14 protein-coding genes are annotated in these 23,097 nt (G+C 69.4%); 12 read left to right on the top strand and 2 right to left on the bottom strand.

Features of this window, described 5'->3' with window-relative positions:
- Positions 1–241: 241 nt before the first annotated feature.
- The 7 genes from ACLJRM_RS32225 (at position 242) to ACLJRM_RS32195 (ending at position 14,802) form a co-directional block, all read left to right on the top strand.
- Positions 242–4,117: a Pls/PosA family non-ribosomal peptide synthetase gene (locus ACLJRM_RS32225; RefSeq protein ID WP_101608721.1), complete on the top strand. Its 3,876-nt coding sequence runs from the start codon at positions 242–244 to the stop codon at positions 4,115–4,117.
- Between the two features lie 20 nt (positions 4,118–4,137).
- Entirely contained in the window at positions 4,138–5,544 is a 1,407-nt protein-coding gene (locus tag ACLJRM_RS32220; RefSeq protein ID WP_410665200.1) for a M1 family metallopeptidase, read from the top strand.
- A gap of 561 nt (positions 5,545–6,105) precedes the next feature.
- On the top strand, positions 6,106–6,639 hold the full coding sequence (locus ACLJRM_RS32215) for a hypothetical protein (RefSeq protein WP_233224195.1): 534 nt from the start codon (positions 6,106–6,108) through the stop codon (positions 6,637–6,639).
- Between the two features lie 393 nt (positions 6,640–7,032).
- Positions 7,033–9,318 carry a glycosyl hydrolase family 95 catalytic domain-containing protein gene (locus ACLJRM_RS32210; protein ID WP_410665199.1) on the top strand — a complete coding sequence of 762 codons (2,286 nt, stop codon included), beginning with the start codon at positions 7,033–7,035 and terminating at the stop codon, positions 9,316–9,318.
- Positions 9,319–9,342: 24 nt separating this feature from the next.
- Entirely contained in the window at positions 9,343–11,634 is a 2,292-nt protein-coding gene (locus ACLJRM_RS32205; protein ID WP_410665198.1) for a glycosyl hydrolase family 95 catalytic domain-containing protein, read from the top strand.
- Positions 11,635–11,696: 62 nt separating this feature from the next.
- Entirely contained in the window at positions 11,697–12,587 is an 891-nt protein-coding gene (locus tag ACLJRM_RS32200) for a peptidylprolyl isomerase (protein ID WP_410665197.1), read from the top strand.
- A 142-nt stretch (positions 12,588–12,729) separates the two neighbouring features.
- Positions 12,730–14,802, top strand: a complete 2,073-nt coding sequence (locus ACLJRM_RS32195; protein ID WP_410665196.1) for a HelD family protein — start codon at positions 12,730–12,732, stop codon at positions 14,800–14,802.
- A 4-nt stretch (positions 14,803–14,806) separates the two neighbouring features.
- On the opposite strand, the gene ACLJRM_RS32190 is transcribed toward ACLJRM_RS32195, so the two are convergent.
- On the bottom strand, positions 14,807–15,631 hold the full coding sequence (locus ACLJRM_RS32190; protein ID WP_101608715.1) for an NAD-dependent epimerase/dehydratase family protein: 825 nt from the start codon (positions 15,629–15,631) through the stop codon (positions 14,807–14,809).
- Between the two features lie 36 nt (positions 15,632–15,667).
- Positions 15,668–16,483: an IclR family transcriptional regulator gene (locus ACLJRM_RS32185; RefSeq protein WP_410665195.1), complete on the bottom strand. Its 816-nt coding sequence runs from the start codon at positions 16,481–16,483 to the stop codon at positions 15,668–15,670.
- A gap of 166 nt (positions 16,484–16,649) precedes the next feature.
- Between ACLJRM_RS32185 and ACLJRM_RS32180 the strand changes: the two genes are divergently transcribed.
- The 5 genes from ACLJRM_RS32180 to ACLJRM_RS32160 are packed head-to-tail and all read left to right on the top strand — an operon-like array spanning position 16,650 to position 23,034.
- The gene (locus tag ACLJRM_RS32180) at positions 16,650–18,161 is read left to right on the top strand and encodes a sodium:solute symporter family protein (protein ID WP_101608713.1); all 1,512 of its coding nucleotides are present in this window, start codon (positions 16,650–16,652) and stop codon (positions 18,159–18,161) included.
- 46 nt (positions 18,162–18,207) lie between these two features.
- On the top strand, positions 18,208–19,152 hold the full coding sequence (locus ACLJRM_RS32175) for a 5-dehydro-4-deoxyglucarate dehydratase (protein ID WP_410665194.1): 945 nt from the start codon (positions 18,208–18,210) through the stop codon (positions 19,150–19,152).
- A 2-nt stretch (positions 19,153–19,154) separates the two neighbouring features.
- Positions 19,155–20,411 carry a glucarate dehydratase family protein gene (locus ACLJRM_RS32170; protein WP_101608711.1) on the top strand — a complete coding sequence of 419 codons (1,257 nt, stop codon included), beginning with the start codon at positions 19,155–19,157 and terminating at the stop codon, positions 20,409–20,411.
- 4 nt (positions 20,412–20,415) lie between these two features.
- Positions 20,416–21,561 carry a hypothetical protein gene (locus ACLJRM_RS32165; protein WP_410665193.1) on the top strand — a complete coding sequence of 382 codons (1,146 nt, stop codon included), beginning with the start codon at positions 20,416–20,418 and terminating at the stop codon, positions 21,559–21,561.
- 15 nt (positions 21,562–21,576) lie between these two features.
- The gene (locus ACLJRM_RS32160; RefSeq protein WP_410605280.1) at positions 21,577–23,034 is read left to right on the top strand and encodes an aldehyde dehydrogenase (NADP(+)); all 1,458 of its coding nucleotides are present in this window, start codon (positions 21,577–21,579) and stop codon (positions 23,032–23,034) included.
- The last annotated feature ends 63 nt before the right edge of the window (positions 23,035–23,097 follow it).

Genomic DNA, 23,097 nt, shown 5'->3' with positions numbered 1-23,097 from the left:
CACGATGTAGGTGAATAGTTCACTGGGTGGACACGCCGATGACCTCGGGTTTCGGCGTGTCCATCGGTGAGTTTCGACACTCTGCCGAGACCCTCCCGAGATATGCCGTTGACCTGCGGTAAAGTGATTGGTCTGCTAGCGGGCGCCTCATTCGGAGAGCGAGCCCGAATGACGCACTTCGCGAAAGGTGTGTGATGGGCTTGCGCGCCCATGGTTCAGTCTTGCCCGTGGTGATGCCCCGATGACACTCACCGCCGATTCCCGGCCGATCGCCTGTGTCGCCGACGTCACCGTCGCCCCGTCACCCGCCCCCGTCGCCGACCGGGCCCTGTTCTGGTCCGGCCTCGGCGCCGGTGAGCGCACCCTGATCGACATCGTCGCCGAGACCGCCGCCCGCCACCCCAACGCGGGCGCGATCGAGGACGGCGAGACCACGCTGTCCTACCGCAAGCTCGTCGAGGAGATCGACGCCTACGGCCGCAAGCTGACCGCCAACGGGGTCGGCGTCGGCGACCGGGTCGGCGTCCGGATCTCCTCCGGCACCGCGGAGCTCTACGTCGCGATCCTCGCCATCCTGTCCGTCGGCGCCGCCTACGTGCCGGTCGACGCGGACGATCCGGACGAGCGCGCCGAACTGGTCTTCGGCGAGGCCGAAGTCGCCGCCGTCGTCTCCGATGGCGGCGCGATCACCGTCGTGGGCTCGCCCGGCGGCGTCGAGGGCTCTCCCGCCCCTGCCGACGACGCGTGGATCATCTTCACCTCCGGTTCGACCGGCAAGCCGAAGGGCGTCGCCGTCTCGCACGCCTCGGCCGCCGCGTTCGTCGACGCCGAAGCCCGGCTGTTCCTCACCGAGGAGCCGATCGGCCCCGGTGACCGCGTGCTCGCCGGCCTGTCCGTCGCGTTCGACGCGTCCTGCGAAGAGATGTGGCTCGCCTGGCGCCACGGCGCCTGCCTGGTCCCGGCGCCGCGTTCGCTGGTGCGGACCGGTGTCGACCTCGGTCCGTGGCTGGTCGCGCAGGGCATCACCGTCGTCTCGACCGTCCCGACGCTGGCCGCGCTGTGGCCCGCCGACGCGCTCGAAGACGTCCGCCTGCTGATCTTCGGTGGCGAAGCCTGCCCGCCCGAACTGGCCGAGCGTGTCGCCGTCGAAGGCCGCGAAGTCTGGAACACCTACGGCCCGACCGAGGCCACCGTCGTCGCCTGCGCCGCGCAGATGACCGGCGAGGGCCCGGTCCGGATCGGCCTGCCGCTGGCGGGCTGGCAGCTCGCCGTCGTCAACGAGGCGGGTGAACCGGTCGCGATGGGGGAGACCGGCGAGCTGGTCATCGGCGGTGTCGGCCTGGCCCGTTATCTGGACCCGGCGAAGGACGCCGAGAAGTTCGCGCCGCTGCCGTCGCTGGGCTGGCGCCGCGCGTACCGCAGCGGTGACATGGTCCGCGCCGAAGCCGAAGGCCTGCTGTTCCTCGGGCGTCTCGACGAGCAGGTCAAGCTCGGCGGCCGCCGGATCGAACTGGGTGAGGTCGACGCCGCGCTCCAGTCGCTGCCCGGCGTGCAGGGCGCCGCCGCCGCGATCCGCCGCACCAAGGCCGGAAACCAGGTGCTCGTCGGCTACGTCGTGCCCGCCGAGGGGACGAAGTTCGACCACGACGAGGCCGCGACCCGGCTGCGCGAGCAGCTGCCCGCCGCCCTCGTCCCGCTGCTGGCACTGATCGACGACCTGCCGACCCGCACCTCCGGCAAGGTCGACCGCAACGCGCTGCCCTGGCCGCTGTCCACTGTGGACGCCGCCAAATCCGGCCTGTCGCCGACGGAGAGCTGGCTCGCCGAAGGCTGGGCGGAGATCCTGGGTGTCTCGGTCGACAACCCGAAGGCCGACTTCTTCAGCCACGGCGGTGGCAGCCTGACGGCCGCGCAGCTGATCGCGCGGATCCGCACCCGGCACCCGCAGGTGTCGGTGAACGACATCTACGCCAACCCGAAGCTCGGCGCGCTCGCGTCGATGCTGGACGCGCTGAGCGGCCAGAAGACCGAACGCCGCGACATCGCGCCGACCCCGCGCAAGGCCGGGATCATCCAGTCGTTGCTGATGGTCCCGCTGATGGGCCTGGTCGGCCTGCGCTGGACGACGATCGCGGCCACGCTGTCGAACGTGCTGTCGCTGGCCGGTTTCGCCTGGGCGCCGACGCTGAGCTGGGTGTGGATCGCCGTCGCTTGGGTCGCGCTGTTCAGCCCGGCCGGCCGGATCGCGATCTCGGCGACCGGTGCGCGGCTGCTGCTGCGAGGCGTCCGTCCCGGCAGCTACCCGCGTGGCGGGAATGTCCACTTGCGACTGTGGGCGGCGGAGAAACTCGCCGAGTTCAGCGGCGCGGACAGTGTCGCGGGCGCTTCCTGGATGACGACGTACGCCAAGGCTCTCGGCGCGCGGATCGCCAAGGACGTCGACCTGCACTCGCCGCCGCCGGTCACCGGCATGCTGAAACTCGGCCGCGGTGCCGCCATCGAACCCGAGGTCGACCTGACCGGGCACTGGGTGGACGGCGATCTCGTGCACATCGGCAAGATCCGGATCGGCGCCGACGCGCGGATCGGCGCGCGCAGCACGCTGTTCCCGGGTGCGCGGATCGGCAAGGGCGCGGAGATCGCGGCCGGGTCGACCGTCCGCGGCAGCGTGCCTGCCGCCCGTGTCACCAAGGACGCGCTGAAATGGCCGTCGAGCCGCCCGCCGCGTTCGCGGTTCTGGGCCACGGTCTACGGCGTGACCTCGGTCGCGCTGGGGCTCTTGCCCGCCGTCGCCGCACTTCCGGCGGTCGCGGTGCTGGGTCAGGCGATCGCCGGAGCGCCCTCATTGGGAGCCGCGCTCGGTCAGGCGTTGCTGTTCACGCCGCTCGCGACCATCGCGTACTTCGTGAGCTACGCCCTGCTCGTGCTCGTCGGCGTCCGGTCGCTGAGCATCGGCATGGTCGAGGGCTACCACCCCGTCCACGGCCGCGTCGCGTGGCAGGTCTGGGCGACCGAACGGCTGATGGGCATGGCGCGTGAAGGGCTGTTCCCCTTGTACGCCAGCCTGTTCACCCCGGTGTGGCTCCGGATGCTCGGGGCGAAGGTCGGCCGCAACGTCGAGGCGTCCACCGTTCTCGCGCTGCCGAAGATGACGCAGGTCGACAGCGGCGCGTTCCTCGCGGACGACACCATGGTCGCCACCTATGAGCTCGGCCACGGCTGGCTGCACGTCGCGCCCGCCCGGATCGGCAAGCAGGCGTTCCTCGGCAACTCGGGGATGGCCGCGCCCGGCCGTTCGGTGCCCAAGCGCGGCCTGGTCGGCGTGCTGTCGTCGGCCCCGCTGAAGGCGAAGAAGGGCTCCTCGTACCTCGGGATGCCGCCGCTGCCGGTCCGCCGGTCGGTCGGCGAGTCCGACACGAGCCGCACCTACACGCCGCCGCTGCGGCTCAAGGCGGCCCGTGCGCTCGTCGAACTGTGCCGCATCGTGCCGGTGATGTGCGGCGTCGCGCTGACCGTCCTGGTCGCCGCCGCGATCTTCGCGCTCGCGTCGTCCTTCGGGTTCTTGGTCGCGGTGCTGCTCGGCGGGCCGCTGCTGCTCGCCGCCGGTGCCGTCGCCGCGCTGACCGCCACCGCGATGAAGTGGCTGCTGGTGGGCAAGTTCCGCGCGATCGACCATCCGCTGTGGAGCTCGTTCGTCTGGCGCAACGAACTCGCCGACACCTTCGTCGAGGCGCTCGCCGTGCCGTGGCTGATCGGTTCGCTCGGCGGCACGCCGCTGCTGCCGGCCTGGCTGCGCACCATGGGCGTCAAGATCGGCAAGGGCGTGTGGCTGGAGACCTACTGGCTGCCCGAGTCGGACCTGGTGAGCCTGGGCGACGGCGCGACGATCAACCGCGGCTGTGTCGTCCAGACGCACCTTTTCCACGATCGGATCATGACGATGTCGCCGGTGACCCTGGACGAGGGAGCGACGCTCGGGCCGCACGGTATCGTGCTGCCTGGCGCGAGCATCGGCGCGCGGACGACCGTCGGACCGGGGTCTCTGGTGACCCGGGGCGACGCGATTCCCGCCGACTCGCGCTGGCTCGGGAATCCCATCTCGGCCTGGACGAAGTAGGGAAGCGGGGTCTTTCGCGGGTGATTTCGAAGGCCTCCGCGCAGCCCTCGCCCGGCGCGGACACCTCCGGCGACTCCTATCTGCCCCATCACGGTAACGGCGGTTACCGGGTGCGGCACTACGATCTGGAGCTCGACTACAAGATCGGTCCCAACCGGCTGTCGGCCTCCGCGGCCATCACCGCGGAGGCGACGCAGGCGCTTTCGCGCTTCACGCTCGACTTCGGCGAGTTCCGGATCAACCGGGTGCTGGTCAACGGGAAACCGGCCAAGTACACGCGGCGCGGGCACAAGCTGCACGTGAAGCCCGCGAAGTCGCTGGCCGCCGGTTCCGAGTTCCTGGCGGAGGTCTTCTACGTCGGCAATCCGCGTCCGCTGCCCGGGCTGTGGGGCGACATCGGCTGGGACGAACTGACCGACGGTTCACTGGTGGCGAGCCAGCCGGTCGGGGCGCCGTCGTGGTTCCCGTGCAACGACCATCCCGCGGACAAGGCGACCTACCGCGTCGCGCTGACGACGTCGTCGCCGTACCTCGTCGCCGTCACCGGGAACCTGGTGTCGCGACACGAGCGCGCGAGCACCACGAAGTGGGTCTTCGAGCGGCCGGAGCCGACGCCGACGTACCTGATGAGCGTCCAAATAGGACGGTACGACGATGTCGAACTGGTCTCCGGCCCCCAGGCCGGGTGGCTTTCGCTGCCTTCGGTTTCGGCGTACCGGATCAGCTTCGACGGTGACTCCGTGCTCGCCTCGGTCCCGCAACGGGCCGCCGTCCCGCCGCGCCTGCGCCGGCCTTTCGAGCGCGATTTCGGGCGGCAAGGCCGGATCATGGACTCGCTGCAGCGGTTGTTCGGTCCCTACCCGTTCGGTGAGTACGTCATCGTGGTCACCGACGACGACCTCGACGACCCGATCGAAGCGCAGGGCATGTCGATCTTCGGCGCCAACCACGTCGACGGGCGGCGCACCCACGAACGGCTCGTCGTGCACGAACTGGCGCACCAGTGGTTCGGCAACAGTCTGACCGTCGCCGACTGGCGGCACATCTGGCTGAACGAAGGCTTCGCGACGTACGCGGAATGGCTCTGGTCCGAGGAATCCGGCGGGCAGAGCGCGCACACCTGGGCGAAGACGTGGCACACACGGATGAAGGCGAAGCCCGCGGATCTGCGGTTGGCCGATCCCGGGGTGTCGCGGATGTTCGACGAGCGGGTCTACAAACGCGGCGGCCTGCTGTTGCACGCCTTGCGTTGCACGGTCGGCGACGCGGTGTTCTTCCCACTGGTGAGGGCTTGGGCGGTGGAGAACCGTCACGGTCTGGTGACCAGCGACGCCTTCGTCGCGTTGGCCGAACGCTTCGCTGGGCGCTCGCTCGGCGCTTTCTTCGACGCCTGGCTCACCGACCCCTCGCTGCCCCCTCTGCCTTGAGGCGTTCCCAATGTCGCATTTGAGACGCTCAGCGACTCAAATGCGACATTGGGAACCTCGCGCGAGTTATCCACAGTGGGGCTGGTGTGGCGAGTTGTCCACAGGGGCGGCGAATGGGGCTGGTGTGAGGTAGCCGCGAGAGCCACGATCGCGGGTGTGGTGCGAACTGGCGAATGGAACCGTGAGGCGCTCCTCGCGCTCAGCCGCGGCGGAGTGATCACTGTCGCGCGGCTGGTGGAACTCGGTGTTCCGAGGAAGACGTGTTACCGGCGGTGCCGTCCCGGCCAACCATGGCAGCGTCTCCTTCCGGGAGTGCTCCTGCTCGGTCCAGGACGGCCGACACGACGGCAACTGGTCGATGGAGCCTTGCTCTACGGCGGGCCGGACGCGCTCGTCACCGGTCTCGAGGCTTGCCGTCGCCAAGGTCTGAGAGGGCCGAGAATCGCGTCGGACGCTGTCCATCTGCTGATACCCGCCTCCTGCAAAGTCAGTAGTGCCGGGTACGTCACGGTGGAGCGGACTACGAGAATGCCCCGACCCACGATCGTCGACGGAGTGGCCATGGCTCCGCTCGTCCGGGCGGCCCTCGACGAATGTCGTCGTTTCACCACGCGGGATCCGGTCCGTGCGTTGCTGACCGAAGCAGTGCAGCGCGGCAGGCTGGATCCCGAGGTCCTCATCAGGGAACTCGAGGCTGGCAGCGATCGCGGCAGCGCGTTGCCCCGTGAAGTACTGCGTGACGTCCTGAGGGGTGCGAGGTCGGTCGCGGAGATCGACGCGATGGCCGTCTGGCGCCGCACCGGTCTTCCGGAACCGCTGTGGAATCAGGAACTGAGGGATGCCGGTGGCCGCTACATCGGGACTCCTGACGGCTATTTCGGGAAAGTCCGCCTCGCCTGGGAGATCGATTCGTACGACTTCCACTTCGCGCGAGCGCAGTACGCCGTCACGCTCGAGAGGAACAGCCGGTACACCGCCGAAGGAATCATGGTGCTGCAGACTCTTCCGGGCAGGCTGCGAGCCGAGCCCGAGAAGGTCGCCGCTGAACTCGTGGCCGCGCACAGCGCTGCCGAAATCAGGCTGATCTGCCGGTAATCGGTGGTCCGCGACCAGGACCGAGCCACAAGCGGCGGGTGAACCGGCACCGTGAGCAGCAGGTGCTCAACGGTGCGAGGGGCTCGGCGGACGTCGAGAGTGCCGCGATCGCCGAGGCGAGCTTGCTCAAGACTCGGTCGCAGCGGTGGCAGAAACCGTCTCGTGGTCGTCTTCGGGGTCCTGATCGGCCTGCCGGGGTTGTCGGCGCGAACGCTGCGCAAGACCTTCGCCGTCAACCTTCGTCGGGTCGGGGTCGATCTCGACGACCGATAGGTCGGATGTATCTACGGCTTTCCGGGTGAGCGCTCTGGTCAAAGTGGGACTATCTCTGGAAACATGCCGTTCGCCAGGACTTGATCTGCGGTAAACGTAGTATGAATCTGGAGGCGACCCATGGCCGAGCTGTCCAGGCGATCGATGCTGAGGGTCGCGGCGGGGGCGGCGGCGCTCGGGGGGCTCTGGGCTCAGGGGGCTCCGCCGGCGTTCGCCGGGCAGGACGTTCACCGCCGGATCGTCGATGACGCGCGCATGGTGTGGAAGCGCTTACCGAAGAGCTGGCAAGACGGGCCGTTCCTCGCCAACGGCTTCCTCGGCGTGCAGCTCTACGCGGGGGCACGGCCGAACATCCTCAAGGTGATGCTCAGTCATTCCCAGGTCCAGGACCAGCGCGGACAGTGGGAAGCGGGCATCGGGTACTCGCGGCTCCCGATCGGTTATCTCACCCTCACCTTCGCGGGCGCGATCACGGCGGTGGACTGGCACCTCGATCTGTACAACGCCGAGCTGGGCGGCACGATCACCACGACCCGGGGGTCGGTGCGCTTTTCCGCGCTGGTCCACAACGACCAGGACCTCCTCCTCGTCTCGCTGACCGGGGAGGCGGCCGCGGACTGGGGGTTCACGCCGCTCGAATCGGCGACGACCCGGACGATCCGCAAACCGCCCGAGTACACGGCCAATCCCGATCCGAAGGTCGCCAGTGCGGGCGCGGTCCAGTACTGCGAGCAGCCGCTTCACGCGGGCGGCGGGTATACGACGGCGTGGCGTGAGCGTGCCGTGGGCTCGCGGCGGCTGCTGGCGGCCACGGTCGCGTACGGGTTTCCGAAGCCGACCCACACCGCCGAAGCGATCAAGAAGGTCCAGCGGGCGTCGATGGCGAATCCGGACATGCTCGTCGCCCGCCATCGGCATTGGTGGAACGCCTTCTACCGGCGCAGTCTGGTGTCCATTCCGGACAAACGCGTCCAGCGGTTCTATTGGATCCAGCTGTACAAGACCGCCTGCGCCACCCGTGCGAACGGGCCGGTCGTCGCCGAATGGGGGCCGTGGTTCCCGGAGGTCGGCAACAGCTGGACGGCGGTGTGGTGGAACCTCAACGTCCAGGTCACGTACCCGATCGTCAACAGCAGCAACCATCCCGAACTCGACGCGGTCACCGAGACCTTCCGCCGTGACCACGCGAACCTCGAGCTCTCGGTCCCTCCCGCGTACCGGGACGGCGACACGTACGCCCTTTCGCATCCGGGGGACTGGCGGCTGCGGCCCGGTGGCACCCGCGCGGTCGGCGTCCCCGGCCCGGCCACGAAGAACGACCAGACCGGCAACCTGATCTGGGGCCTGCACAATGTCTGGCTCGCGTACCGGCACAGCATGGACGTCCGCATCCTCCGCGACGTCCTGTATCCGACGCTCGCCAAGGCGCTCAACTACTATCGCCACTTCCTCGCCACCGGCCCGGACGGCTCCCTGCACCTGCCGATGACGCGCTCGCCCGAGTACGCCGACGCGGGCGACTGCACCTACGACCTGTCGCTGATCCGCTGGGCCGCGCGCACGCTCGTCGAATCGGCGGCCAAGCTGCGCATCGAAGACCCGAGCGTGCCCGCGTGGCGGGAGATCGGCGAGAAACTGGCGCCGTATCACCAGGATCCCGCTCAGGGGGTGCTGATCGGCGACGGGGTCCCGCTGGCCGAATCACACCGGCACTTCTCGCATCTGCTCTGGCTTTACCCACTGCGCGAGAAACTCTGGGATCGCCCCGGTGACCGGGACCTCATGCGCCGCACCTTCGCGCACTGGTCGAGTGTCCAGGACAAATGGCACGGATACAGTTTCGCGGCCGCGTCGTCGATGAGTTCCGTGATGGACGCGCCCGAAGAAGCCTTGCGGTATCTGAAGATCTTCCTCGACGGGACCGTCGTCGCCGGTACCCAGCTGACGCCGAACACGATGTACCGCGAAGGCTCGAACCTCGCCATCGAGAGTCCCATCACCGCCGCGCAGTCCGTTGTGGACATGCTTCTGCAAGGTGATCACGGCGTTCTGAAGATCTTCCCGTCGGTGTCACGGTCGTGGCGGGACGCGTCTTTCGAGAGCCTGCGCGCGGAGGGTGCCTTCCTCGTGGACGCCTCCCGCAGGAACGGCGCGACCGAGTGGGTCCGAGTCCGCAGCGAGGCGGGGGAGCCGCTCACGCTCCAGCATGGGATCCCCGGAGACATCGAGGTCCGTGACGCGCGCGGGCGGCGGCTTCCTTGGCGTGCCGAAGGTCCGGGCACGATCTCGGTCCCGCTCGGCCGGGGCGGGACGGCCGTCGTCACGCGGCGCGGCGCGCGCCCGGCGCTGGAGCCGCGCGACGTACCCGGCGACGGCACCACTCCCGCGTGGGGGCTTCCGGCCTGAATTCACGACAAGGAGGTCCGAAGGATGGACATCACCCGCAGGACGGTGCTCGGCGGAGCGCTGGCGGGCGTGGCGGCGGCCGGGTTCGCGCCGTCCGCCTCGGCCGTGGAGAACGACTTCGCGCTCGGCGGCCTCGACTGGGCCGGATTCCTCGGTGCGGCGGACCTGGTTTGGCGCGGGATGCCGAAGACCTGGTACGAAGGCCCCTTCCTCGGCAACGGTTTCCTCGGCTCGGGCATCTACGCCGAACCGGGCCGGAACGCCATCCGGTTCAACGTCCAGCACAGCGAAGTTCAGGATCATCGGCCCGAGTTCGGCTCCCTGTTCGGCCTCGCGCGGTTGCCGATCGGGCATTTCACCCTCGAACCGGTCGGTGCCATCACCGGGATCGACTGGCGGATGGACCTGTGGAACGCCGAACTCAGGGGCACGATCACCACGGCCGCGGGCGGTCTTTCGCTGCGGGCGATCGTCCACACCGGACAGTCGATGCTGGCCGTCGAGATCGAGCCGACCGAGGGGGAACGCGGCTTCCAGTGGATCTTCCATCCGGCCGAGGCGGTGAGCCCGAGAGCGGATCCGAAGTTCGGGAAGCCGCCGCCCGCCGGATACGTCGCCAACCCGCCCGCGACAGCGGAAACCAGCGGTGACATCAGGCTTTCCGTGCAAAGCCTGCTGGCGGGCGGCGAGTACGTGACGGCCTGGCGCGAGATCGATCGGGGATCGAAGCGCACGCTGTACACGTCGGTGGCGTGGTCGTACCCGAAGAGGACGGCCGCGCGAGAGGCGCTGAAGACGGTCCGGCGGGCCGAGTCGTTCGACACCCTCACGATCGAGCACCGCCGCTGGTGGCACGACTACTACCGGCACGGCTTCCTGTCCGTTCCGGACACCCGGCTCCAGAGCTTCTACTGGATCCAGCTGTACAAGATCGCTTCGGCGGCGCGAAAAGAAGCCCCGGTCATGGCGACCTGCGGACCGTGGCTCGAACCGACCCCGTGGCCCGCGACGTGGTGGAACCTCAACGTCCAGCTGGAGTACTGGCTCATCCACGGCTCGAACCATCTCGAACTGGACGCCGTCAGTCACGCGCTCGGCAAGTACCGCGCGAACCTGACGGGCCAGGTCGCCGAGCCGTACCGGCACGATTCCGCGGGCATCCCGCGCACGACCGACATGAACCTGCTCAACGGCGCGGCCGGGACGAACTCCGGCTTCCCGGTCGGCATTCCCGGCGAGGAGACGCCGACGCCGGAGGTCGGCAACCTGACCTGGGCACTGCACAACGTCTGGCTGTCCTATCGGCACACGATGGACCGGCGCCTCCTGCGGGACACGCTGTTCCCCTTGCTGCGCAAGGCGATCAACTACTACCTCCACTTCCTCGCCCCCGGCGCGGACGGGAAGCTGCACCTGCCCGCGACGTTCTCCCCGGAGTACGGCGTCAACGCCCCCGACTGCAACTACGATCTCGCGCTCATCCGCTGGGGCTGCAAAACCCTCCTGGAGTCGGCGGCGGAACTGCGGATCGAAGACCCGCTCACGCGGCGGTGGCGGGAGGTCCTGGCCACGCTGGTCCCGTATCCGGCCGACGCCGACGGCTACATGATCGGCGCCGGCGTGCCGTTCGCGAAATCGCATCGGCACTACTCGCATCTGCTGCAGGTGTACCCGCTGTACGAGATCACCTGGGAGCGGCCGGAGCACCGGCGGATCATCGAGACCTCGCTCGACCATTGGGTGGGCTTCGAGGGCGCGTTGCAGGGCTACACGTTCACGGGTGCCGCGTCGATGTCGGCGCAGATGCTGCGCGGCGACAAGGCGGAGTTCTACCTCGGGGAACTGCAGCGGCGCTACATCCAGCCGAACACGATGTACAAGGAGTCCGGGCCGGTCATCGAGACGCCGCTTTCGGCCGCGCAGTCGTTGCACGACATGCTCGTGCAGAGCTGGGGCGGCGTCATCCGGCTCTTTCCGGCCGTTCCCGCGAAGTGGGCGGACGCCGCGCTGCGCGACTTCCGGACGGAAGGCGCGTTCCTGCTCAGCGCCTCGCGGCAGGGCGGGAAGACGCGCTGGGTCAAGGTCACCAGCGAGGCGGGGTCGCCGTGTGTGCTGCGGACGGACCTGGACGGGGAGCTGACCGTCCGCGACCGGTGGGGGCGGCCGAAACGCTGGCGGCGGCTGCCGAACGGGGACGTCCGGATCGACCTGCGGCGCGGCGAAGAAGCCGTCGTGCACCGCAAGGGTGACAGGCCCGATCTCGAGATCCGGCCCGTCCCGGCGAACGGGGACGCCGCACCATGGGGGATGCCGTGACTTCACCGGGCTGATCCGTGAGAGTGTTCCTGCACTTCCTCCACCGGATGACAGGAGCACAGATGTCCCAGCCGCCGCAGCAGCCGTACCAGCAGCCGGGCTGGTACGGCGCACCGCAACAGCCACCTCAGCCGCCTCCGTCGAACAAGACGGCGCTCTGGATCGGGATCGGTGTGCTGGGACTGGTCGTGGTGGTCGCCGTCGTGGCGATCACCGGTTTCGTGGCGCCGGGGTTCTTCCTGTCGGACTCGAAGGGCAAGAGCGCGGTCGCGTCTTCGTCCTCGTCGCAGGCCCCGACGTCGAGTGCCGAGGACACGCCGGCACAGAGCCCGGCCGGCCGGACGGAACTACCGAAACGCACGACACCGCTGGCGGATCCGACGGATTGCGCCTACCCGGCGGACACCACCAAAGAGCCGGCGAAGAAGGTCAATCCGCCCGCGGCGGGCCCGACACCGGCGTCCGGCACGACCGCGGTCACGGTCAAGACGACCGCGGGCGACATCGGGCTGACCCTGGACCGCGCGCTCGCGCCGTGCACCGTGGCGAACTTCCTTTCGCTGGCGCAGCAGGGTTACTACGACGGCCACTCGTGTCACCGGCTCGGCACCTCGGGGTTGCAGATGCTCCAGTGCGGTGACCCGGAAGGCACCGGGATGGGCGGGTCGGGATACACCATCCCCGACGAGATCTTCCCGCAGCTCAAGTACGGCCGCGGGATCCTCGCCATGGCGAAGACCCAGAATCCGGACTCGGGCGGCAGCCAGTTCTTCATGGTCTTCGGTGCGGCGGAACTGCCGCCGGAGTACACCGTGTTCGGGAGCATCTCGGACGCGGGACTGCAGACGCTGGACAAGGTCGCGAGTGGTGGCGTGGACGAGGCGAAGGGACCCGGTGATGGGACGGGGCCGCCGCGGGTCCCGGTGACGTTCCAGTCGGTCGCGGTGGGCTGACCGGCTGACCCACTGCCGCGCGGGCCGCCCGAATACGCCGGATCGACCCCTCGGCTGAGGCGGCGGAAAAGAACAAGACTGTTTCTCCCGGTCGTCGCCGTGCACGCTCGACGGCACTGATCGTCGAACTGGGAGGGGACGCGTGGCCGGCAATGGCGTCGACCGTGAGATCGACAGGGAACAGGACTATGTGGCGGCCCTGTACGCCCGTCTGGACGTCCTGCGCGAGGAGGCGGCCGGGAGGCTGGCGGCGGCACGGCGGCCTGGGGGAAATCAGGAAGCGGTGAGTGTCTGGCAGGCGGAGGCGGCCCGGCTGGACGCGGTGGAGCAAGGGTTGTGCTTCGGGCGGCTGGACACGCACGACGGCCGGCGCGTCTACATCGGCAGGCTGGGCCTGTTCCGGGACGAGGACGAGGAACCGCTGCTGGTGGACTGGCGGGTCCCGGTGGCCCGGGCGTTCTACACCGCGACGGCGACCGCTCCCGGCGGGGTGCGGCGACGGCGGCGCATCACCACGCGAGGCCGGACCGTCGTCGCGCTGGACGACGAGTTGCTGGACGCGGACGGTGCCGGCGAAGACGGCCTGGTCGGTGAGGCGGCGTTGCTGGCGGCCGTGACCGTGGAGCGGACCGGGCGGATGCACGACATCGTCACCACCCTGCAGGCCGAACAGGATCGGATCATCCGGCACGAGTCCGGTGGGGTGCTGGTCGTCCAGGGCGGTCCCGGCACGGGGAAGACGGCCGTCGCGTTGCATCGGGTCGCGTACCTGCTCTACACCCGTCCGCAACTGCGCACCCGCGGTGTCCTGGTGGTGGGTCCCAGCCGGATCTTCCTCGACTACATCGGCCAGGTCCTGCCGGGTCTCGGCGAGAACAGCGTGGTGACCGCGACCATCGCCGACCTGAGGCCGGACGTCGAGGTCTGCCGGGTGGATCCGCCCGGGATCGTCGCGCTCAAGGGCGAGGCGGCGATGGCCGGACGGCTGGTGGCGGCGGTGCGGTCGCGGGTCAGGACACCGGAGCACCCGGTCGACGTCGAGTTCGAGCAGCAGGTGCTGCGGCTCGATCCGCAAGACTGCCGGCGCGCCGTACGGAGAGCCGCGCGGGCCGGGCTTCCGCACGACCAGGCCAAGCTGGTCTTCGAGCGGGAGATCGTGGAGGTGCTCACGCGGCGCTTGATCGAGGGTTTGGAGGCGGTCGTGCTCACCGAAACGGGTGAGGCGATCGACGGTGGCAGCCCGGACGGCCGGCTCGGCGAGGCGGACCTGCGTGCGCTCGCCGCCGCGGGGGTCGTGATCGACCACGACGACGGGCCGCGGACCCTGTTGGACGAGACCGACCGGACCGGTCTGCGGGACTCGATGCTCGCCGACACCGGCGTCCGGGCCGTACTCGACGAGCTGTGGCCGTCGCTGACCCCGGAGCGCGTGGTGTCCGACCTCCTCGGCGACCACGCTGAGGGCTGGAGTGCCGCGGATGTCCCGTTGCTGGACGAAGCCGCCGCCTTGATCGGCCACCGCGCCGCCCCCGCGACGTTCGGGCACGTGGTCGTCGACGAGGCACAGGAACTGTCCGAAATGGACTGGCGGATGCTGATGCGCCGGTGCCCCACCGGATCGATGACCATCGTCGGGGACCTCGCCCAGACCGGGAGCCCGGCGGGCACCTCGTCGTGGGATCGCGTGCTGCGGCCACACGTGCGGGATCGGTGGCGGCTCGCCAGGCTCACGGTCAACTACCGCACCCCGGCGGAGATCATGGCCGCCACCGCGGAGCTGCTCGCCACCCACCATCCCGGCACGCCACCGCCCCGGTCGGTCCGCTCGGCCGGTGAAACTCCGTGGCGGGCCGGCACTTCCCGCGACGGCCTGATCGCGACCGTCGCCGACCTCGCCACGGCGCATGCCGACGGCCAGCTCGGGATCATCGCCCCGAGCACCCTCACCGCGCCCCTGGCCGCCGCGTTGTCCCTACCCACCTCACCGGACTTGACCGGCAAGGTCGTCCTGCTCACCCCCGATCAGGCCAAGGGCTTGGAGTTCGACTCGGTCCTGATCGCCGACCCGGCCGGAATCCTCGGCACCGCGCCGCACGGTCACAACGACCTCTACGTCGCCATGACCAGGGCCACCCGCCGGCTGGGCGTGGTGCACCCCGGCCCGCCACCGGCCGAACTGTCCGCGCTGCGGGAACAGCGCTCCGGCTGGTCGTGATCGCTCAGAGCGGGTTGTAGGCGCCCAGCGGAGCGGTGCAGAACGGCCCGCCGACGTACTCCGCCGCCGCGCCGGTCGGCGCCGGCCTGTCCGCTAACTGGTCGGCGTAGGTCTCGGCGTTGTCGAGCGACTTGTAGCCCAGTTCCTCGGCTTCGGCCAGCGAGTAGATCCGGCGCGTGTTGTCGGAGACGCCCCAGATCAGCCGGTAGCCGGGGGAGGGGTAGCTCAGGCAGGCCTCGAACAGGCGGGCGCCGTCGTCGGGGGAGAGCCAGGTCGTCAGGCCGCGCGGGCCGAGGACGAGCGGGTCTTCGAAGCACGAACCGATACGGATGACGATGACGTCCATGCCGAACCGTGAGTGGTACAGGCTGCCGAGCGATTCGATGGCCGCCTTGCTGACGCCGTAGTAGGTGTCCGGCCGGGGGGTGGAGTCGGCGGGGAGACCGTTTTCGCCCGCTTCGTCGTTGCGGCGGAAGCCGACGGAGTGGTTGCTGGAGGCCAGGATCACGCGCGGTACACCGGCCGCCCGCGCGGCTTCGAGGACGGTGTGGGTGCCGTTGATGTTGACGTCGAGTGTGGCTTCCCACGAGTTCTCGCGGCTGTGCCCGCCCAGGTGGATCACCGCGTCGACGCCGGCGCACGCCTTCGCCATCGCCTCCGGGTCGGTCACCGACGCGGTGATCAGCTCGACGTCCTCGCCGCCCGCGGCTTCGGGCTGCGCGGCCAGGTCGAGCAGCCGCAGCACCCGGCCGGAGCGACGCAGCCGCGGCCGCATCAGGGTGCCGACGATGCCCGCCGAGCCGGTGATCAGGACGCGCTGGTCTGCCATGAGAACCCCTTGTCAGTAAAGGAAGGACGGGAAAGATCAGCGGATGCCGGCGCGGCGCAGTTGCTGGCCGAGTTCCGCGGTGATTTCGGCGAGGAGCTCGCCGACGCGCCGGGCGTCGGCGTCGGTGACTTCGGTGACCGGCATGGAACAGCTGATCGCGTCCGTACCGGGGATGCGGTACGGGATCACGGCCGCGACGCACCGGACGCCGACGCTGCCTTCCTCGATTTCCGCCGCATAGCCGCGTTCGCGGGTCTTCGCGCATTCGGCGTGCAGGGCTTCGGCCGAGGTGATGGTGTTCGGCGTCAGCGCGGACAGCTCTCCGGTCAGGAGTTCGCTGATCTCGTCGTGCGTCAGTTCGGCGAGCAGGGCCTTCCCCAGCGCGGTGGCGTGGGTGGGCAGGGTGCGGCCGACGCGTGACACGAGATGCGTCGAGTGCCGTGACTCGCGTGTCTCCAGGTAGACGACGTCGGTGCCCTCGCGGCGCGCGAAATGCGCGGTGAACCCGGTCTTCTCCCGGATCCGCTCCAGCGCCTCGGTCGCGTACGGGACGACCGGGTCGCGGTCGAGGTAGGCCGTGCCGCAGATCAGCGCGCGGACGCCGAGGCGGTAGCGGGCGGTGTTGGTGTCCACTTCCAGCCAGCCGGCTTCGAGCAGGGTGCGGAGCAGCCCGTGGAGGCTGGACCTGGGAAAACCGGTGCGCGCGTGGAGATCCGACAGGGAAAGCCAGACGTCGTTCGCGGCGAAGGTCTCGATCAGGTCGATCGCCCGGCGCGCGGATTTGACCCCGGCGGGTTCCGGCGCGGCGGCCGCGCCGTTCGACACCGTGACAGCGGCTTCCTGCTGTGGCATCCGCGCTCCTCCATCCGGCCGTTGACTTGTGACTCCGGCCATATTAGCGTCCCGAACAGCGTTCTTATGGATGAACATAATCACTATAACAGACTCCGTTCATGAATGTGAACAGTCGACCGCCGACGGCTGGAGTGCACGACATGGACGCGGAAAGGAGTCAGCGGTGCATTTGCTGGACTGGATCATGGTGTCCGCGTATTTCGTGCTGATGGTGGTGATCGGCCTGTGGTCGCACAGCCGGGTCAACACGGTCAGTGACTTCTTCACCGCCGGCGGGAAGATGCCGTGGTGGCTGGCCGGTATCTCCCACCACATGTCCGGCTACAGCGCGGTTCTCTTCGTCGCGTACGCGGGCGTCGCCTACACGGACGGCATCACCGTCTACTTCTGGGGCATGGCCAGTATCGGTATCGGCGTCGGCATCGGCAGCTGGCTGTTCGCCTCGCGGTGGAACCGCCTGCGCTCGAAGCTCGGGGTCGCCTCGCCGCTCGAGTACCTGGCGAAGCGCTTCAACGTGCCCACCCAGCAGGCCCTGGCCTGGAGCGGCAGCCTCCTGAAGATCTTCGACATCGCGGCCAAGTGGTTCGCGGTCGCGACGATCCTCAACGTCTTCGCGGGCGTGCCCTACACCTGGGGCATCATCATCACCGGCTCGATCACGCTGATCTACTGCACCGTCGGCGGGCTCTGGGCCGACGCGCTCACCGACTTCGGCCAGTTCGTCATCCAGGCCATCGCGGCGATCGTGATGCTCTGGGTCGTGCTGGACAAGCTCGGCGGCGTCTCCGGGCTGTGGACCGTGTGGGGTGACCTCCCGCCCGCCCACCTGAACCCGACCACGTCGAAGTTCACCACCGTGGTGTTGCTCGTCTACGTGCTGGTGAAGACGCTGGAGTACAACGGCGGTATGTGGAACCTGGCGCAGCGCTACATGGCCGCGCCGAACACCTACGAAGCCCGTCGCGGCGCGCGGCTCTCCTCGATCCTGTACCTGGTGTGGCCGCTGGTGATGATGTTCCCGATGTTCGCCGCCCCGTTGCTGATCCCGAACATCTCGAACCCCAACAACGCCTACGCGATCATGACCACGACGTTCCTCCCGCCGGGTCTGGTCGGGCTGGTGCTGGCCGGGATCTTCTCGCACACCATGGCGATGGTCTCCTCCGACGCCAACGCGATCTCCGCGGTCATCACCCGCGACATGATGCCGGTGCTGTGGAAGAAGGCCCGCAGTTTCACCGACTCCCAGGGGCTGCTCGCGGCGCGGATTTCGACGGTGGTCTTCGTCGTGCTCACCATGGCGGTGGCCACACAGGCCGAGAAACTCGGTGGTGTGCTGGGTATCGTGGTGCTCTGGGTCGCGGCGCTGATGGGCCCGATCTCGGTACCGCTGCTGCTGGGCATGCTCCCCGCGTTCCGCCGCTCCGGCTCCCGCGCCGCCCTGATCTCGTGGGCGGGCGGTCTGCTCGCTTACGCGATCGCTTACTACGGCTACAACGCCACCCTCGCGGTCACCGTGTCTACCCCGATCCTGGTCTCGCTGGCGCTGTTCATCGGGCTCGGCTACCTCATGCCCGAACGCAAGGCCACCACCGACGAGATCATCGACACGATCGACCGTGACGACGACCTCACACCCAGCAAGTCGCAGGACGGCACCACCGTGCCCGCCTGACCGGGCCCGTACCCGGGATCAACCACAAAGAACGAAAGAGAAATCCATGGCACAGCCCAAGATCGAACTCGACGGCCTACTGGCGTTCCCCCTGACCCCCTTCACCGAGGGCTTGGAACTCAACCTCGACGCGTTCGCGGAAAACGTCGAGAGCCATGTGGCCGCCGGAGCCGGCGCGCTGTTCGTCGCCTGCGGTACGGGCGAATTCAGCTCGCTGTCCCCGGACGAGCACGCAGCGATCCTGCGTAAGGCTCGTGAGGTCGTTTCCGGGCGCATACCCGTGTGGGTCGGGGCGGGCGGCGGTGCGGCGTCGGCCCGTGCCGGGATCGCGGCGGCGGAGGCGGGCGGCGCGGACGGCGTCCTCCTCCTGCCGCCGTACCTGGTGACCGGTCCGCCTTCCGGGCTGGTCGACCACGTGCGGTACGCCGTCGGCGATTCCTCGATCCCGGTGATCGTGTACCACCGTTCCACCGGTGTGTTCACCCCGGGCTCCGCCGTGGAGCTGCTCGACATCCCGTCGGTGGTCGGTCTCAAGGACGGCTTCGGCGATGTCGAGCTGATGAGCCGGATCATCACCACGATCCGCTCGGTCGACACCGACCGCGCCCGGGAGTTCCTGTTCTTCAACGGTCTTCCCACCGCCGAGGTCTCCGCGCGCGCCTACGCGGCGATCGGCGTGGCGCGGTACTCCTCGGCCGTGCACTGCTTCGCCCCCGAGATCGCGGCCCGCTTCCACCGCGCGCTCGCGGAGAACGACGACGCCGTCATGGAGGCGTTGCTCGCCGGGTTCTATCTCCCGCTGGTGGCGCTGCGGGACGAGGGACAGGGCTTCGCCGTGTCGCTGGTCAAGGCCGCCGCGCGGTTGCGCGGTGACAAGGCAGGCTCGGTCCGGCCGCCGCTGGTCGAGCCCACCGCGGACCAGATCGCGCGGCTGGAGAAGATCGTCGACGACGGATTCGCCGTCCTCGAGTTCGTCGGGACCGGTGCCTGAAGATGAAGGTTCTCGACGTCGTCCTGACCCCGGTCGCCTTCGCCGACCCGCCGCTGCTCAACGCGATGGGCGTGCACGAGCCCTTCGCGCTGCGCGGTGTCGTCCAGCTGATCTGCGAAGACGGCGTGGTCGGTCTCGGCGAGTCCTACGGTGACCTCGCGTTCCTCGAACAGGTCCGGAAGGTGCTGCCGGAACTCAAGGGACAGGACGTGTTCGACCTGCCCGGCCTCCGCCGGAAGGTCGCCACCACCCTCGGCGAGGTCGTCTTCGCCGACGCTCACGGGCTCACCGGCGGATTCTCCGTCAGCAAGACGGTCGCCAGCGTGTACTCGCTGTTCGAGGTCGCCGCGCTCGACGCGCAGGGCCACTACCTCGGCAGGCCGGTGGTGGACCTGCTCGGTGGCAAGGCGCGCGACAAGGTCGACTTCTCCGCCTACCTGTTCTACAAGTTCGGTGCCCACATCGGCGCCGACGAAGACTCGTGGGGCGAGGTGACCACGCCGGAGGCGCTCGTCGGCGAGGCGCGCCGCATGGTCGAGGAGTACGGCTTCCGCTCCATCAAGCTCAAGGGCGGCGCCTTCGACCCGGACCAGGAGATGGACGGCATCCGGGCGCTCGCCGAGGCGTTCCCGGACCACCCGCTCCGCATCGACCCGAACGCGGCCTGGACTCCTGAGACCGGGATCCGGGTCGCCGAAGAACTCGACGGTGTCCTGGAGTACCTCGAAGACCCGACACCGGGCATCGAGGGCATGGCGCGGGTCGCCGAGCGGGCGAGCATGCCGCTGGCCACGAACATGTGCGTCGTGCGCTTCGCGGACATCGAGCCCGCCTTCCGGCAGCGAGCGGTCGGCGTAATACTTTCGGACCATCACTACTGGGGCGGCCTGCGGGACACGCAAGCCCTCTCGATCACGGCGGAATGCTTCGGCGTGGGGCTTTCCATGCATTCGAACAGTCATCTCGGGATCAGTCTGGCCGCTATGGTGCACGTGGCCGCGGCGACGCCGCACCTGACCTACGCCTGCGACACCCACTGGCCGTGGAAGACGGCCGACGTCATCGCCCCGGGTGCGCTGGAGTTCGCCGACGGTGCGGTCGCGGTGCCCGACAAGCCGGGGCTCGGGGTCGAACTCGACCCCGACGCGCTGGCGCGGGCCCATGAAGACTATGTCCGAAGTGGACAGACCAAACGGGATGACGTGACCTATATGCGGAAGTTCGTCGGAGACTTCGAACCGAACACGGCGCGGTGGTGACGGGGTGAAGGTCACCGGATACGCCTACCCCTGGGACGTCGTCGACGATCCCGGGTTCGTCGAGCGCGTACGGGAACTCGGCGTCGACGAGGTCGCCGTCGCGGTGTCGTACCACAGCGCCCGCGCGGCGACGCCCTGGTCGCCGGAGCGCACCTCGGTCGTCGCGCGCCACGCGGCGCTGTACCGGCCGGTGCGCGACGAGGCCTGGGGTGAGCTGAAGCCCGCCGAACCGGACTGGGTGGAGAGCCGCGACAGCGCGGGTGACGCCGTCCGGCTGCTGAACGAGGCGGGGATCCCGGCCGCGGCGTGGCTCGTGCTGACGCACAACTCGCAGCTGGGCACGGAATTCCCCGATTTCACCGTGCGCAACTGCTTCGGCGAGCGGTATCCGTGGGCGCTGTGCCCCGGGCAGCAGGAGGTCCGCGAGTACGCGGCGAACGTGGTCGCCGAGAGCCTCGAGGGGCTCGACTTCGCCTCGGTCATCCTCGAGGCGTGCGGCCCGCTCGGCGCCATCCACCAGCATCAGCACGAGAAGACCGACGGGGTCTGGTCGCCCGCGGTGGCGCGGCTGCTGTCGGTCTGCTGCTGCGACACGTGTCTCGAGTCCTGGGCCGAGGCAGGCAAGGATCCGGCGAAGGCGCTGGGCAAGCTGCGTGCCGAGGTCCGGCGGCTGATCGACTCCGGTGACCTCCGTGCCACCGAGGACAAGATCCTGCCCACCCTGCGGCAGGTCCTGCTCGACACGCGGCAGAAGGCGACGGACGCGCTCCGGCGTGAAGTGCTCGCGAAGATCCCGTCCGGCCCCAGGATCGTGCTGCACGGCGCGATGGACCCGTGGGTCACCGGAGCGTTGCCGGGGCTGACACCGTCGGTCCCCGAAGACGTCGACGCGGTGGTGCTGCAGAACTGGGTACCCGGGCACGCCAGCCGGGAGTCCGTCGCGACGGCGCGGGCGAAACTGCCGCGCAAGGTCGCCGTCGGCAGCTACATCACCGCGGTGGCGGCGAGCCCGGTGCCCGACATCGAGGCCTACACCACCGAACTCGGCAAGGCAGGCGCCACCGAACTGCACCTGTACCACCTCGGCCTCGCCGGCCCGGGGCGCTGGGCGGATCTCATCGCCGCCGTCAGCGCCGCGCAAGAACTCTAGGAGAAGCAAGAAATCATGAGCCAGGCAACGGATTCCGCCACGCTCGAACAGATCCTCGCGGCCGCCGCCGATGCGGCAGGCACGGCGGCGGCCGCGACCCCAGCCCAGCGGGCAGGGTGGCTGAACGCGGCGGCGGACGCCCTCGACGCGTCCGCCGACGAACTGATCGCGCTGGCGAACCAGGAGACACACCTCCCGGCCTCCCCGCGACTGCAGGGCGAGCTGAAGCGCACGACGTTCCAGCTGCGCCTGTTCGGTGAGGTACTGGCCGACGGCTCGTTCCTCGGCGCCACGGTCGACCACGCGGACGCCGCGTGGCCGATGGGGCCGAGGCCGGACATCCGGCGGCTGCTCACCCCGATCGGGCCGGTGCTGGTGTTCGCCGCCAGCAACTTCCCGTTCGCGTTCAGCGTCGCGGGCGGTGACACCGCGTCGGCGCTGGCCGCCGGGTGCCCGGTCGTGCTCAAGGCGCACTCCGGGCATCCGGAGCTGTCGGCCCGCACCGGCGAGGTCCTGCGGGAGGCACTGGTCGAGGCCGGTGCCCCGGAAGGGATCTTCGCGGTCGTCTACGGCCAGCAGAACGGTGTGGCGGCGCTGAAGGACCCGCGGATCCAGGCGGCGTCCTTCACCGGTTCGGTGCCGGGCGGGCGCGCGCTGTTCGACATCGCGACCTCGCGGCCGTCGCCGATCCCGTTCTACGGCGAACTCGGCAGCGTCAACCCCGTCGTCGTGACCCAGACCGCGATCGACACGCGCGGCGAGGCGATCGCCAAGGCGTACGCGGGGTCGTTCACCCTCGGTGCCGGACAGTTCTGCACCAAGCCGGGACTGCTGTTCCTCCCGGAGGGGCACGGGCTCGAAGACACGCTGCGCGAGGCCGTCGCGACGATCCCCGCGCAGCCGATGCTCAACGAGCGCATCGCGGCCGGCTTCGCCGACGGACTCGCGAAGCTGACCGAGGTGGCGGGGGTCGAGGTGCTGTCCGAGTCCGGTGGCGCGGAAGGGATTTCGCACGGCGCGACCCTGCTCGCCACCACGGCCAAGGACTTCCTGGCCGACGCCGAAACGGTCCGCGAGGAATGCTTCGGGCCCGCGTCGCTGATCGTCACCTACGCCGATCAGGACGAGCTGATCAGCCTGCTCGGTGTGATGGAACCCGGGCTCACCGCGACCATCCAGGGCGAAGAGTCCGATGTGGACTGGATCCGCCCGGTGCTCCCGTCGCTGACCCGTGTCGCAGGACGCCTGCTGTGGAACGACTGGCCGACCGGCGTCACGGTCACCTGGGCACAGGAACACGGTGGTCCCTACCCGGCGACCACCGCGCCGACCAGCACCTCGGTCGGCACCGCCGCGATCGAGCGGTTCCTGCGGCCGATCGCCTGGCAGGGCTTCCCCGACGCGCTGCTGCCGGAACCGTTGCAGGAGAACAACCCGTGGGACCTGCCCCGCAGGACCGACGGGAAACGCTAGAGATCCTCGTGAGTGGTAAGGGCGGTTAGAACCGTCCTTACCACTCACGAGGCCCAGCATCCG

Origin of the sequence: Amycolatopsis sp. lyj-84 (genome assembly GCF_046549075.1) — a bacterium.
Classification (GTDB): domain Bacteria; phylum Actinomycetota; class Actinomycetes; order Mycobacteriales; family Pseudonocardiaceae; genus Amycolatopsis.
Note: the sequence above shows the minus strand (reverse complement) of the source record. Positions and strands in the feature narration are given on the sequence as shown.